Raw genomic sequence first — 13,078 nt, 5'->3', positions numbered from 1 at the left:
TAGAGACTTAGTTTTCTATTTTGGGTTCGCCAAAATATTCTCTTAAAGCTTCTTTTGTATCCTCTTGAGGATCAAATTTCTTTGCTCCTTGTTTTAGCTCATTAAAAGAAGAGTGAAGATCTATTTTTTTAGGAGCTTGTGCTTCATTATTTTGTTGAGGCAGTTCTTGGGTTAGGGATTGTAATTTGCTCTCATCTATAATGATTGCTTTTTGCACGACAATTTTAGCATTAGAGCCAAAATGATTTCTAAAAAGTTCTTGAATGAGTTTAAAGCCCTTATTTAGCTTATCGCGGTTACTTCCTTGCGCATTTGAACTAATGGTCAAAATTTCATTTTCATAACTTATAAATTGAGTGCTTTGTTTAAAGCATTCTCCAAGTTCATAATCTCTATCGTAGATTTTTTCAAGTAAAATTTCGTATGCATTTTTAATCGTTGAAGATTTTTGAATTTCTACTGCTATAGGGGTTTTTATTTCTTGTTTTTCTAGATTAGAATTTGTATTTGTAAGGTTTTTTTGAATTTCATTAATTTGCGTATCGATTTCTTTTAAATGACTTGCTTCCATCATCATAAAAGCCATCACACAAAGCGTAAAGCCATCATCATCACAGATGAGATTTTTTGCCCTTGCTAGGATACGGAAAAATCTTTCATAAATGAGAGTTGAAAATTCACTGCTTTTTGCAAAAAAACTTTCTTTTAGATAAAAAAGCATTTCATCGATCACGCTTGAGGCTTCATAGTCTTTAAGCTCTTCTAAAAAATCAAAAACCCTATCCTTGTTTTTGGTTAAAATGGCATGGTAAAATTCTTTGATTTTAGCAGGATCTAAAAAACCCAACATATCAGTAATCTTACTCGTGCTTATATCGTTTTGGCAAAAGATAATAGCTTGATCAAGCAAGGTAAGAGTATCTCTTAAAGAGCCATTTCCACTTCTTGCGACAAATTTCAAGGCTTCTTCTTCAAATTTGACATTTTCTTTGTTTAAAATTTCTTTTAAATGATTTAAAATTTCATTTTGCGGAATTTGCTTGAAGCGAAAATGTTGTGTCCTTGAAAGCACGGTAGCGGGCAATTTCAAAGGATCGGTGGTCGCTAGGATAAATTTCACATAGCCTGGAGGTTCTTCTAGTGTTTTTAAAAGTGCATTAGCAGCTTGAGGTGTTAGCATATGCACTTCATCGATGATAAAGATTTTAAATCTTGCCATAGAAGGGGTATATTTAGTTTGTTCAATAAGAGCTTGTATGTCTTCTAGCCCGCGATTGCTAGCGGCGTCCATTTCTATGATGTCTATATGTTTACCTTCAAGTGCGGCAAGGCATTGTTTGCAAGTTCCACAAGGAGTATCACTTGGGCCATTATCACAAACCAGAGCTCTAGAAAAAATTCTGGCACTTGAAGTTTTACCGCTTCCGCGTAAGCCTGAAAAGAGATAAGCATGAGCTAGGCGATTGTGATTTAATGCATATTTTAAGCTTGTGCTGACTGTTTTTTGTCCTATGAGTTCATCAAAGGTTTTAGGTCTGTATTTAATCGCTAAGGCTTGAAGCATTTTTACTCATTCATAATAGATAAAAGTTCTACATTGTCTTTAGTTTTTAGCATTTTTGAATAAAGGAATTTAAGCGCTTCGATATCATCCATTTGAGAAATTGCCGAGCGAATAGCCCAAATTTTTTGTAGCTCTGCTACTCCTTGTAAAAGTTCTTCTTTTCGAGTTCCAGATTTGATGATATTAATCGCAGGATAAATTCTTCTATCTGAAATATTTCTATCTAAGACTATTTCGCTATTACCCGTTCCTTTAAATTCTTCAAAGATCACATCATCCATTCTTGAACCTGTGTCGATAAGTGCAGTTGCTACTATGGTCAAAGATCCGCCATTTTCTATATTTCTTGCTGCACCAAAAAAGCGTTTAGGTTTATGAAGTGCATTAGCATCCACCCCACCACTTAATACCTTTCCACTGCTTGGAGTTGCGGTGTTATAAGCTCTAGCAAGCCTTGTGATACTATCTAGTAAAATGATAACATCTTTGCCTGTTTCTACCATTCTTTTTGCTTTTTCGATAACTAGTTCTGCTACGCGAACATGATTATAAGCAGGTAAATCAAAAGTAGAGCTAAACACTTCACCCTTTACACATCTTTGCATATCAGTAACCTCTTCAGGTCTTTCATCGACTAAAAGAACGATTAAATGCATTTCGGGGTGATTTTTAGCAATCGCACTTGCTAGCTCTTTCATAAGTTCTGTTTTACCCGTTCTTGGCGGTGCTACGATGAGTCCGCGTTGTCCTTTACCTATAGGGGTAAAAAGATCTAAAATTCTTCCAGTTAATTTCATAGCATCGTATTCGAGTTTGATTTTTTCTGTTGGAAAAATAGGAGTGAGGTTGTCAAATAAAGGTCTTTCTTTAGCTTCTTGCAAAGGCAAATAATTAATCGCTTCTATTTTCAAAAGAGCATAGTATTTTTCTTGATCCTTAGGCTCTCTAACTTGTCCAGTTACTATATCGCCTACGCGCAGGGCAAATTTGCGAATTTGTGAGTTTGAAACATAAGCGTCATTGACACTATCGCTTAAATTTGAATCCATACCCCTTAAAAAGCCATAACCTTCTGAAGAAATTTCTAAAATTCCTGTGAAGAGGATAAAGCCACCCTTTTTGGTTTGAGCTTTTAAAATTTCAAAAATAAGTTCTTGACGACGAAATTCTCTAGGATTTTCTATCTCGCATTCATTAGCTATTTTAACTAGATTTTCTAAGTCAAGTAGTTTTAAGTCTTCAATTTTATAACCCTCCACTGGAATGTGGGTTCTTTGATGTTGTTTTTTTTCTTTTTCCATAAGTCCTCGCAAGAAAGCAGTAATTTTGTAGCAAATTAAAACCGTGATTTTAGTAAAAAAATATACTTTTTGTCAAATTTGTCTATAATTATAAAAAATATTTTTTTAAAGAATGATTATGAAATGTGAACATTGTAGACTAGATTATCAAAAATCTCAAATGATAGAAGCTAAGGGTAAATTTTTTTGCTGTAGGGGCTGTTTGAGCGTTTGGGAAATTTTACATGAAAGTGGCTTAGATGAATTTTACGAAAGATTGGGCAATAACGCACTAAAGCCGGTTAGCTTGGAATTTTCTAACAAAAATTATGATGAGTTTATCACCAAAACCAAAGAGGGTTTTAGCGAAATTTATCTCATGATACACGGTATAGAATGCTCTGCTTGTGTTTGGCTTAATGAGAGAGTTTTAACCAAACAAGAAGGAATTTTGGAATTAGATATCAATCACCTTTCGCATAAAGCACGCATTGTTTTTGATGAGCAAAGCGTTTCTTTGGCACAAATTTTAAATCTTATTGAAAGCATAGGATACAAAGCCAGTGCTTATGATCCGTCTAAAAATTCCAAAAAGGCGGATTTGATCAAGCGCGAATTTTATTCTAAACTCATAGTTGCCATTGCTTGTGTGATGAATATCATGTGGATAGCAGTAGCAAAATACGCGGGATTTTTTAGCGGTATGGATAGAGATATTAAAGATATTTTAAATTTTGCTGAATTTATCCTTTGCTCTCCTGTGCTTTTTTATACGGGTTCGAATTTTTATAAAAGCGCTTTTAAAGCCCTAAAAATGCGTAGTTTAAATATGGATAGTTTGGTTATAAGCGGAGCAAGCTTGGCTTATGGATATTCTTTATGGGCGATGTTTTTTAGAGTGGGTGAGGTGTATTTTGATTCTGTGGCTATGATTATTTGTTTTGTTTTTATAGGCAAGTATCTTGAAATGTTTAGCAAAAAACGCGCTTTGGATACAGTAGATGGCTTAAATGATTTTTTACAAAATGAAGTTTTGGTTTTCAATGGCAAAGATTTTGAGCCTAAAGATGTTCAAAAGGTCAATATCGGAGATAGGATTTTACTTAAAAGTGGGGATAAAATTCTCATAGATGGAATTTGCAAAAAGGGTGAAGCAAGTATCGATACTTCTTCTTTAAGTGGCGAAAATGAGCCTTGCTTTGTGGGCGTGGGTAGTGTTGTAAATTCAGCTTGTATTGTGCTAGATGGAAGTATAGAATATGAAGCAAATAAGCTTTATAAGGATTCTAAATTAAATCAAATCATAAGGCTTTTGGAATTTGCTAGCACCAAAAAAGCTAGACTTGAAAGCTTGGTTTCTCAAATTTCTGCTTATTTTTCTCGTACCATTTTAACTCTTGCCTTGCTTTGTTTTTTCTTTTGGCTGTTTTATCATCAAGAAAGTGTTGAAATTTCACTTGTTCATGCGATTTCTGTTTTAATCATTGCCTGTCCTTGCGCTCTTGCTCTAGCTACTCCAGTAAGCAATCTTATCGCTTTGGGTCAGGCTTTAAAAAGAGCGATTTTATTTAAGGATTCAAGCGTGGTTGAAAAACTTTCAAAATGCGATATAGCAGTATTTGATAAAACAGGAGTTCTTACTCAAACCCAATTAAAAATAGCTGAAGTTTTTTTAGATGAAAGGCTAAATTTAAATGAGTTTTATAGCTTTGTATCGCTTTCAAATCATCCTATTGCTAAAAGTGTAGCGCAGTTTTTACAAGATAAAAATGCAAAGCTTTTAAATTTGGATTTTAAGGGTTTGAGCAATATTCAAGCAAAGGGCATTAAAGCTTGTCTTGATAATGCTTTATTTTTGGGCGGAAGTTCGAAATTTTTAGAAGATAATGGGATAAAATGTAAAAAAGAATTTAACAATTCTCATTTTATCTTTGTGCGTGATAATGAAATTCTTGCTTATTTTGAATTTTCAAGCGTATTAAGAGAAGGTGCTAAAGAGCTTATATCTTATCTTAAACAAGCTAAGATTGATACGATGATTTTAAGTGGAGATAATGAAAGAGCGGTTGAAAAAATTGCCAAAGAATTAGGAATTACTTCTTTTTATGCTTCCTGCTTGCCTCAAGATAAAATGCAAGCAATTGAAAATTTAAGTCATAAGAAAAAAGTTTTATTTGTAGGCGATGGAGTCAATGATGCCTTGGCTTTAAAATATGCTGCTGTGGCAATATCTTTGCGAGAAGGGAGTGATTTGGCGATTGAAAATAGTGATATTTTACTTTTAAAAAATGATTTGCTTTCTTTAAAATACGCCATTAAGCTTTCTAAGGATACTTATAAAATTATCAAGCAAAATTTAATCCTTTCTTTAGCTTACAATGCTTTTACCATACCTTTGGCATTTTTAGGTTTAATTAATCCTTTAATCGCAGCGCTTTCTATGTCTTTTAGTAGTATAATGGTGATTTTAAATGCTTTAAGGATAAAAAATGAATAGTGTAATCATGATGATGATAGGGGTTTCAATACTGGGTTTTTTTATTATACTGGCTACCTTGCTTTGGGGGATAAGGACTAAACAATTTGATGATGATTATAAATTCACTACTCTAAATGATGATGAGGATGCTTTGCGTGATGCTATAGAATTAGAAAAAAGAAAAAAAGAAGCTTTAGAAAAGAGAAAATAAAGGCTTTCTAAATTTTGAAAGCCTTGAAATTATAAAGTTTCGATATAAGCTTCGATAGCTTTGAAATCTTCTTCAGTTAAACCTTTAAGGTTGATTTTCATGATAGCGCCTTGTCCATAAGCATTTCTTTTACCTTCTGAGTATTCTTTCATATATTGAAGTCTTTCAGCTGAAGAGATGCTTTTTAATGCTGGAACTTTGTTTAGATAAACTTTATCTGCTTTTGCACCATGGCATACTGCACATTTTTTAAAAAGTGTAGCACCATCTGCAGCAAAAGCAGAAACGCCAAGACATGCCAAAGCAGAAACTACTAATAATTTTTTCATTATATTCTCCTTGAAAAGTTTTAATACATAATAATTATATATTTTTAACTTTAACATTTTTCTTAAAAATATCAAAATGTTTATTTTCTTTAATTTGAATTATATTATAATATATTCTATGAAAAGAAAAGCATTATTTTTAGATAGAGATGGCATTATAAATATAGATAAAAAATATGTCTATAAAATTCAGGATTTTGAGTTTTGTGATGGAATTTTTGAGCTTTGTAGATATTTTTTAGCGCAAAAATACTTGCTTTTTGTAGCCACAAACCAATCAGGCATTGCAAGAGGATATTACACCCAAGAAGACTTTTTTAAGCTTTGTGATTATATGCTTAAAGAATTTACTAAACAAGGTATAAAAATTGATAAAATTTATCATTGTCCTCATTTGGAGGGTTGTGAGTGTCGCAAGCCTAAGGCAGGGATGCTTTTAAAAGCTAGGGAAGAATTTGATATAGATATGGGTAATTCTATTTTTATAGGGGATAATCTTAGCGATATGCAAGCAGGGTTAAATGCTGATATTGGCACTTTGATTTTAGTAAATGAAGAAAAAAAAGAAGGCGATTTTTTTAGACAATTTAAAAATTTAAAAGAAATTTTGAGTTTTTTTAAAGAAAAGGACATTTAAATGAGAGTAGCAATCACAGGTGGTGCAGGATTTATAGGTTCGCAACTGGCTTTAAATTTGCAAGAAAAACATGAAATTTTAATCATTGATAAAATGCGTAGCAGTGCGATTTTTGAAAATGGAAATTTACAAAGTTTTGGACATTTTAAAAATTTACTTGAATTTGATGGAGAACTTTTTGCAGGCGATATTAACGATGAAAAAGTTTTAAAAAAGATTGAAGATTTTAAGCCAGAGATTATTTTTCATCAAGCAGCAATTTCAGACACTACAGTTTTTGATCAAACTAAGGTTTTGCAAACCAATTTAAATACTTTTAAAGATTTTATAGAACTTAGCATAGATCTTAATGCAAAGCTTATTTATGCAAGTTCAGCTTCGGTTTATGGTGATGCAAAAAGTCCACAAACTGTAGGTAAGGATGAAGAACCAAAAAATCCTTATGCTTTTTCAAAATTGATGATGGATAAGTTAGCGAAAAAATATTACGATAAAGCTCATTTGGTAGGACTTAGATATTTTAATGTTTATGGAAAAGGCGAATTTTATAAAAACAAAACCGCTTCTATGGTTTTGCAATTTGGCCATCAAATTTTAGCAGGAAAAAATCCACGATTGTTTGAAGGAAGTGATCAAATTTATAGAGATTTTACTTATATTAAAGATGTTATTAGTGCTAATTTAATCGCCCTTGATTCAAAATGTGGGGTTTATAATGTAGGCAGTGGTAAAGCAAGAACCTTTCAAGATATAGTTGATATTTTGCAAAAAGAGTTAAAGACTGATTTGCCTTGTGAATATATCCCAAATCCTTATGTAAAATCTTATCAATTCCATACTGAAGCAAAACTAGATCAAACTTGGGATTATCAGCCAAAATTTAGTCTTGAAGAGGGGATTAAAGATTATTTAGATGAGATAAAAAGACTTTTTGAAAAGGAAGTAAATGCTTGAGTTTTTAAGCCAGCAAAAACCTAAAATTTTAATTATAGGGGATTTTATGGTGGATAATTACACTTGGTGTGATTGTTCGCGTATCAGTCCTGAAGCCCCTGTTTTAGTAGCTAAAACTCTTAAGGAGGATAAAAGATTAGGCGGGGCTGCGAATGTTTATGCAAATTTAAAAAGTTTAGGGGCTGATGTTTTTGCGCTTGGTGTTGTGGGTGATGATAAGAGTGGGAAATTTTTACAAGAAAATTTAAAAGGAGAATTTTTGATCCAAAAAGGACGCAAAACCCCTTTTAAAAATCGCATTATGGCGCACAATCAGCAGGTTTTAAGACTAGATGAAGAAGATACAAGTGAGATTTTGCTTGAAAATGAGCTTATTGCTTTGTTTGATGAAAAGATTAAAGATTTTAAAGCTGTGGTTTTAAGCGATTATGCTAAGGGTATTTTAACGCCTAAGGTTTGTAAGGCTGTGATAAAAAAGGCTAAGGCTTTAAATATCCCTGTTTTAGTTGATCCTAAAGGCAGTGATTTTAGTAAATATAGCGGTGCAACCTTGCTCACGCCTAATAAAAAAGAAGCTTTAGAAGCTTTGAAATTTGAAAATTTAGAGGGTGAAAATTTAGAAAAAGGCATCAAAAAATTAAAAGAAGATTTTTCTTTGCGTTATTCTATCATCACTCTTTCAGAAGCTGGAATTGCACTTTTTGATGAGGGTTTAAAAATCGCACCTGCTAAAGCCTTAGAAGTTTATGATGTAACAGGAGCGGGCGATAGTGTGATTGCCGTTTTGGCTTTTTGTTTGGCAAATGGGATTGAAATTTTTAAAGCTTGTGAACTTGCCAATGAAGCTGCAGCCGTTGTGGTAAGTAAAATAGGTAGTGTGAGTGTGAGTTTTGATGAGATTAGAAGTTTTAAAAGTATGAGTTTTGAGAAAAAGATCAAAAGCAAAGAAGAGCTTATAACGCTTTTAAAACAAAATGATAAAAAGATTGTTTTTACAAATGGTTGTTTTGATATAGTGCATTTTGGACATATAAAATATCTTGAGAAAGCTAAAAGATTAGGCGATATTTTGATTGTAGGTTTGAACTCAGATGCGAGTGTGAAAAGACTCAAAGGCGAGAGTCGTCCTGTAAATTCAGAGTTTCAAAGAGCTTGTATGTTGGCAGCTTTTTATTTTGTAGATTTTGTAGTGATTTTTGATGAAAACACACCTTTAGAACTTATAAGCTTTTTAAAGCCTGATATTTTGGTTAAAGGAGCTGATTATAAAGATAAACTTGTTGTAGGTTCAAATTTGGTTTCAAGAGTTGAATTAATCGATTTTGAAGAAGGATTTAGCACAAGCAAGATCATAGAAAAAATAAAGGATAAAAAATGATAAATTTAGTAGAAAAAGAATGGCAAGAGCATCAAAAAATCGTTCAAGAAAGTGAAATTTTAAAAGGACAAATCGCTAAAGTAGGTGAGCTTTTATGTGAATGTTTTAAAAAAGGTGGTAAAATTTTAATCTGCGGAAATGGTGGGAGTGCAGCTGATGCCCAGCATTTTGCAGCTGAACTTAGTGGGCGTTATAAAAAAGAACGCAAGGCTTTAGCAGGTATAGCGCTTACAACCGATACTTCAGCACTTAGTGCTATAGGAAATGACTATGGTTTTGAGTTTGTTTTTTCAAGACAAGTGGAAGCTTTAGGAAATGAAAATGATGTTTTAATCGGTATTTCAACGAGCGGAAAAAGCCCTAATGTTTTAGAAGCTTTTAAGAAAGCAAAAGAACTTAATATGCTTTGTTTAGGGCTTAGTGGAAAGGGTGGTGGAATGATGAATAAGCTTTGTGATCATAATCTTGTTGTGCCAAGCGATGATACGGCTAGAATTCAAGAAATGCACATTTTAATCATACACACACTTTGTCAGATCATAGATGAGAGTTTTTAATGAAAGTTTTTATCATCAATTTAGAGCGTTCTTTGGATAGAAAAGAGCATATGAAAAAACAAATTCAAAAGCTTTTTGAAAAAAATCCTAGTTTAAAAAATAAATTAGAATTTATTTTCTTTAAAGCTATTGATGCTAAAAATAAAGAACATTTGGAATTTAAAGATCATTTTCCTTGGTGGGCTTCTTGGGTGCTGGGAAGAGAGCTTTCTGATGGGGAAAAGGCTTGTTTTGCTAGTCATTATAAACTTTGGCAAGAATGTGTGAAGCTTGATGAACCTATAATCATCCTAGAAGATGATGTGGAATTTAGTGATGAATTTTTAAATAATGGAGTAGAATATATAGATGAGCTATTAAAGAGCAAATATGAATATATAAGACTTTGTTATTTGTTCGATAAAAGATTGTATTTTTTGAACGAGGGTGGATATTATTTAAGTTTTGAAAAGCTTGCTGGAACTCAAGGTTATGTACTGCAAGTAAGTGCTGCAATGAAATTTCTTAAATATGCTAAAAATTGGATCTATGCCGTAGATGATTATATGGATATGTTTTATAAACATAATGTGTTAAATATAGTTAAAAAGCCTTTATTATTAAAACATGATTGTAGAATAGAAAGTTCAATTTCTCAAGCTGGACGTTTATTTTTGAAGGCTAAATTTTACAGAAAAATTATTAGAGAAATTTTTAGACTTTATAGAAATATTTTAAAACTATCTTGTGCTTTTTACATTAAGAAAAAATTAGATATTAATTAAATTTTGAATCGCTTTTACAATCACTTCAGGCTTTAAATCTTTCATGCATTTGTGGTGTTTTAAAGGGCAGGTTTTTTGCATACAAGGCATACAAGCTAGATCTAAATGCACTAATGTTGCATTTTCGTTTTGCCAAGGTGAAGTTTGAGTAAATTTCGTAGGACCAAAAATAGCCACGGTTTTTATCTTATAGACCGCACTTATGTGCATAGGGCCGCTATCGTTTGTGATGAAAAGATCGCAAAAAGCGATATTTTGACAAAGGGTTTTGATGGTGGTTTTATTGCAAAGATTTTTTACTTTTATGTTTTGTTCTTTTAAAATTTGATAAATTTCATTACAAAGTTCTTGTTCGGCTTTTCCTGTGCCAAAGATTAAAATCTCATGACTTTGGCTGAAATTTAAAGCCACTTTAGCAAAATAACTCGCATCCCATCTTTTTGCACTTCCAAAGCTTGCACCAGGGTTGAGTCCTAGAATTTTTTTACCATTTTTTAAGACAAGAGGGTTTTGAAATTTTAGCTTAAAGGGAAGCTTTAAGTCTTTAAAATGAGCTTTTATACTAAGTGAGTTTTCTATAAAATAAAGGTATTTTAAAACTTGATGTTCTTCTTTGTGCTTGTTTTTGTCAAAAAAATATCTTTGCTTTGTTTTAAGAATATGTAAGATAATCTTAGAAGAAAACGCAGACCTAAAAGCAAAGCTAAAATCGATTTTGCCAAGTTCTTTGCGTAAAGATAGGGCTTGTTTATAGCGAGATTGTTTATTTTCTATGATGATTTTAGAATTAGAAAATTCTTTAAAAAGTGCTGTGGAAACCAAAGATCCATAAAGGATAAACTGAGCATTTTTAAAATGTTCTTTTATAGCGTATAAAGCAGGCGAAGCCATCACTGCATCGCCTAGCCAAGTGGGAAGGTGTATAAAAATTTTCATAAATTTCCTAAACTTTGATAGAATTGTTTTTATTATTTTAACAAAATTTAGGAAAAATATGCCACAACTTTCGATCATAATCCCGCTTTTTAATTCTTGTGATTTTATCTTAAGAGCTTTACAAAGTTGTATAAATCAGACTTTAAAAGATATTGAAATTTTGATTATCGATGATAAAGGTAAAGATAATAGTTTAAATATAGTTTTAGAATTTGCTAAAAAAGATCCAAGGATAAAAATCTTTCAAAATGAGGAAAATTTAGGCACTTTTGCAAGTAGAAATATAGGAGTTTTGCATTCTAGTTCTGATTTTATAATGTTTTTAGATAGTGATGATTTTTTGACACCTGGTGCTTGTGAAATAGCGTTTAAAGAGATGAAAAAAGGTTTTGATTTGCTTTGTTTTGATGCCTTTGTACATAGGGTAAAAACCAAACAATTTTATCGTTTTAAACAAGATGGAGTTTTTAATCAAAAAGAATTTTTAGAATTCTTAAGCAAACAAAGGCATTTTTGCTGGTCGGTTTGGGCGAAGTGCTTTAAAAAAGATATCATCTTAAAAAGTTTTGAAAAAATTAAAATAGATGAGCGTTTAAGTTATGGCGAAGATGTGCTTTTTTGTTATATTTATTTTATGTTTTGTGAGAAAATAGCTGTTTTTAAAACTTGCATTTATCATTATGAATTTAATCCAAATGGAAGATATGAAAACAAAAATAAAGAAATTTTAAATCAAAATTATCAAGATAAAAAGAAAAGCAATGAACTTATAAGAAAGCTTTCTTTAGACTTTGAAAATGATACCTTTCATCAAAAGCTATTTGAGGTTTTAAAGAAAGAAGAGATGGATTTAAAAAATAGAATTTAAGATTAGATTTTATATAATTAAGTTTTTATATTTTTAATATTAAAAGGCTAACAATGACTGAAATTTCAAGTTTTTGGTATACTCCTAAAGGCTATAAGGGTATAGGTTTAATGGAAATTCTTACGATTAAATCTTGGCTTGATCATGGGTATAAATTCCATCTATATACTTATAATTTAGAAGATAAAATTTTTTTAAAATTCCAAGAGCTGTTTGATAATTTTATACTTAAAGATGCAAATGAAATCATACCTTTTGAAGAATATTTTAGCGATGATAGGGGAGCTGGAGTAGCTGCTTTTTCGGATTTTTTTAGATTTAATCTACTTTATCTCAGGGGGGGGGTATGGGTGGATCTTGATATGGTGTGTTTAAACCATTATGATTATGATAAAAAAGAATATATTTTTTCTAAGGAAATTGATAATGATCTAAGCAAAGCTAGAATCACAACTTCACTCCTTAAATTTCCAAAACAAAGTGAATTTGGAAAATTAATTATAGATGAAGCAAAAAAGATTATAAATAATAAAAAAACTATTTCTTGGGGAGTCATAGGACCTTGGTTTTTGGCTAAATGGGTTAAAGAATATGATTTAGAAAAATATGCCTTAGATTATAAGGATACTTGTCAAATTCCATGGAAAAATGCTAGAGATTTTATAGATAAGAAAAAAACTTTTGATGAAAATAGACTTTGTTTGCATTTATTTTCTGAAAGGTGGAGGGTTAATGAAATGAATAAAAATCATTTTTATAAATCGTGTATCTATGGATTTTTACTTCAAAAGCACAATATCCTTGATTTATGTCTTAAATTAAATTATAATCTTAGTTTTTGCGATAAACATTATGATAAATTCCTTCCTTTTATTAATATAAAAAATAAAATAAGATTATATTTTCGCCACCCAAAAAAGATTTTTAAGAAAAACAATGCCTAAAATTTCAATCATCTTGCCAACTTTTAATGTAGAAAAATATATAGCCAAAGCTTTAGAAAGTTGTATCAATCAAAGTTTTAAAGATATAGAAATAATTGTAGTGGATGATTGTGGGAGTGATAAAAGTATAGATATAGCTAAAGAATATGCCAAAAAAGATGAAAGAATAAAAATAAT

Annotated in this window: 14 protein-coding genes; 10 read left to right on the top strand and 4 right to left on the bottom strand. The window is 31.3% G+C overall.

From position 1 onward, the window contains the following. Positions 1-7 precede the first annotated feature (7 nt). Together BGS43_RS01500 and rho are read right to left on the bottom strand one after the other, a co-directional pair. Positions 8-1,564, bottom strand: a complete 1,557-nt coding sequence (locus BGS43_RS01500; protein WP_044600823.1) for a DNA polymerase III subunit gamma/tau — start codon at positions 1,562-1,564, stop codon at positions 8-10. Between the two features lie 2 nt (positions 1,565-1,566). Continuing rightward, positions 1,567-2,865 (bottom strand): transcription termination factor Rho, encoded by a 1,299-nt coding sequence (gene rho, locus BGS43_RS01495; RefSeq protein ID WP_002780613.1) that lies wholly within the window; start codon positions 2,863-2,865, stop codon positions 1,567-1,569. Positions 2,866-2,977: 112 nt separating this feature from the next. On the opposite strand from rho, the gene BGS43_RS01490 reads away from it, so the two are divergent. After that, positions 2,978-5,341 carry a heavy metal translocating P-type ATPase gene (locus BGS43_RS01490; RefSeq protein ID WP_096568556.1) on the top strand — a complete coding sequence of 788 codons (2,364 nt, stop codon included), beginning with the start codon at positions 2,978-2,980 and terminating at the stop codon, positions 5,339-5,341. After that, positions 5,334-5,534: a cbb3-type cytochrome oxidase assembly protein gene (locus BGS43_RS01485; RefSeq protein ID WP_002777240.1), complete on the top strand. Its 201-nt coding sequence runs from the start codon at positions 5,334-5,336 to the stop codon at positions 5,532-5,534. Before BGS43_RS01490 ends, BGS43_RS01485 begins: the two co-directional genes overlap by 8 nt. A gap of 29 nt (positions 5,535-5,563) precedes the next feature. Here the strand turns inward: BGS43_RS01485 and BGS43_RS01480 are convergent, their stop codons facing one another. Continuing rightward, positions 5,564-5,863, bottom strand: a complete 300-nt coding sequence (locus BGS43_RS01480; RefSeq protein WP_002777238.1) for a c-type cytochrome — start codon at positions 5,861-5,863, stop codon at positions 5,564-5,566. Positions 5,864-5,939: 76 nt separating this feature from the next. On the opposite strand from BGS43_RS01480, the gene BGS43_RS01475 reads away from it, so the two are divergent. The 5 genes from BGS43_RS01475 to BGS43_RS01455 are packed head-to-tail and all read left to right on the top strand — an operon-like array spanning position 5,940 to position 10,153. Then, positions 5,940-6,500: a D-glycero-alpha-D-manno-heptose-1,7-bisphosphate 7-phosphatase gene (locus tag BGS43_RS01475; protein ID WP_058001366.1), complete on the top strand. Its 561-nt coding sequence runs from the start codon at positions 5,940-5,942 to the stop codon at positions 6,498-6,500. Further along, entirely contained in the window at positions 6,501-7,454 is a 954-nt protein-coding gene (rfaD, locus tag BGS43_RS01470) for an ADP-glyceromanno-heptose 6-epimerase (protein WP_044600825.1), read from the top strand. After that, complete coding sequence (rfaE1, locus tag BGS43_RS01465) at positions 7,447-8,832, top strand: D-glycero-beta-D-manno-heptose-7-phosphate kinase (RefSeq protein WP_096568554.1); 1,386 nt, start codon at positions 7,447-7,449, stop codon at positions 8,830-8,832. Before rfaD ends, rfaE1 begins: the two co-directional genes overlap by 8 nt. Next, a complete protein-coding gene (gene gmhA / locus BGS43_RS01460; RefSeq protein WP_096568551.1) occupies positions 8,829-9,389 on the top strand; it encodes a D-sedoheptulose 7-phosphate isomerase in 561 nt (186 codons plus the stop codon). Before rfaE1 ends, gmhA begins: the two co-directional genes overlap by 4 nt. Further along, a complete protein-coding gene (locus tag BGS43_RS01455) occupies positions 9,389-10,153 on the top strand; it encodes a glycosyltransferase family 25 protein (RefSeq protein WP_002825331.1) in 765 nt (254 codons plus the stop codon). The genes gmhA and BGS43_RS01455 overlap by 1 nt, the downstream gene beginning before the upstream one ends. On the opposite strand, the gene waaF is transcribed toward BGS43_RS01455, so the two are convergent. Then, complete coding sequence (gene waaF, locus BGS43_RS01450) at positions 10,139-11,089, bottom strand: lipopolysaccharide heptosyltransferase II (RefSeq protein ID WP_002825333.1); 951 nt, start codon at positions 11,087-11,089, stop codon at positions 10,139-10,141. The two genes, BGS43_RS01455 and waaF, sit on opposite strands and share 15 nt — an antisense overlap. 58 nt (positions 11,090-11,147) lie before the next feature. On the opposite strand from waaF, the gene BGS43_RS01445 reads away from it, so the two are divergent. From BGS43_RS01445 to BGS43_RS01435, 3 genes are all read left to right on the top strand, one after another. Continuing rightward, positions 11,148-11,957: a glycosyltransferase family 2 protein gene (locus BGS43_RS01445; RefSeq protein WP_002825334.1), complete on the top strand. Its 810-nt coding sequence runs from the start codon at positions 11,148-11,150 to the stop codon at positions 11,955-11,957. 53 nt (positions 11,958-12,010) lie between these two features. Then, positions 12,011-12,901 carry a glycosyltransferase gene (locus tag BGS43_RS01440; protein ID WP_096568548.1) on the top strand — a complete coding sequence of 297 codons (891 nt, stop codon included), beginning with the start codon at positions 12,011-12,013 and terminating at the stop codon, positions 12,899-12,901. Next, positions 12,894-13,078 (top strand): glycosyltransferase family 2 protein (locus BGS43_RS01435; protein WP_141085289.1); only part of this gene is annotated, 185 nt, incomplete at its 3' end. The genes BGS43_RS01440 and BGS43_RS01435, both read left to right, overlap by 8 nt.

Source organism: Campylobacter sp. 110, from assembly GCF_002383965.1.
Lineage (GTDB): Bacteria > Campylobacterota > Campylobacteria > Campylobacterales > Campylobacteraceae > Campylobacter_D > Campylobacter_D coli.
This window is presented reverse-complemented; position numbering and strand designations above follow the sequence as displayed.

What these genes read in the sequence shown, in the direction of transcription:
- gmhA (WP_096568551.1), top strand. Translation starts at nt 8,829, where the DNA reads ATGATAAATTTAGTAGAAAAAGAATGGCAAGAGCATCAAAAAATCGTT.
- rfaD (WP_044600825.1), top strand. Translation starts at nt 6,501, where the DNA reads ATGAGAGTAGCAATCACAGGTGGTGCAGGATTTATAGGTTCGCAACTG.
- BGS43_RS01475 (WP_058001366.1), top strand. Translation starts at nt 5,940, where the DNA reads ATGTTTATTTTCTTTAATTTGAATTATATTATAATATATTCTATGAAA.
- BGS43_RS01445 (WP_002825334.1), top strand. Translation starts at nt 11,148, where the DNA reads ATGCCACAACTTTCGATCATAATCCCGCTTTTTAATTCTTGTGATTTT.
- BGS43_RS01440 (WP_096568548.1), top strand. Translation starts at nt 12,011, where the DNA reads ATGACTGAAATTTCAAGTTTTTGGTATACTCCTAAAGGCTATAAGGGT.
- BGS43_RS01490 (WP_096568556.1), top strand. Translation starts at nt 2,978, where the DNA reads ATGATTATGAAATGTGAACATTGTAGACTAGATTATCAAAAATCTCAA.
- rho (WP_002780613.1), bottom strand. Translation starts at nt 2,865, where the DNA reads ATGGAAAAAGAAAAAAAACAACATCAAAGAACCCACATTCCAGTGGAG.
- BGS43_RS01455 (WP_002825331.1), top strand. Translation starts at nt 9,389, where the DNA reads ATGAAAGTTTTTATCATCAATTTAGAGCGTTCTTTGGATAGAAAAGAG.
- BGS43_RS01480 (WP_002777238.1), bottom strand. Translation starts at nt 5,863, where the DNA reads ATGAAAAAATTATTAGTAGTTTCTGCTTTGGCATGTCTTGGCGTTTCT.
- waaF (WP_002825333.1), bottom strand. Translation starts at nt 11,089, where the DNA reads ATGAAAATTTTTATACACCTTCCCACTTGGCTAGGCGATGCAGTGATG.
- BGS43_RS01500 (WP_044600823.1), bottom strand. Translation starts at nt 1,564, where the DNA reads ATGCTTCAAGCCTTAGCGATTAAATACAGACCTAAAACCTTTGATGAA.
- rfaE1 (WP_096568554.1), top strand. Translation starts at nt 7,447, where the DNA reads ATGCTTGAGTTTTTAAGCCAGCAAAAACCTAAAATTTTAATTATAGGG.
- BGS43_RS01485 (WP_002777240.1), top strand. Translation starts at nt 5,334, where the DNA reads ATGAATAGTGTAATCATGATGATGATAGGGGTTTCAATACTGGGTTTT.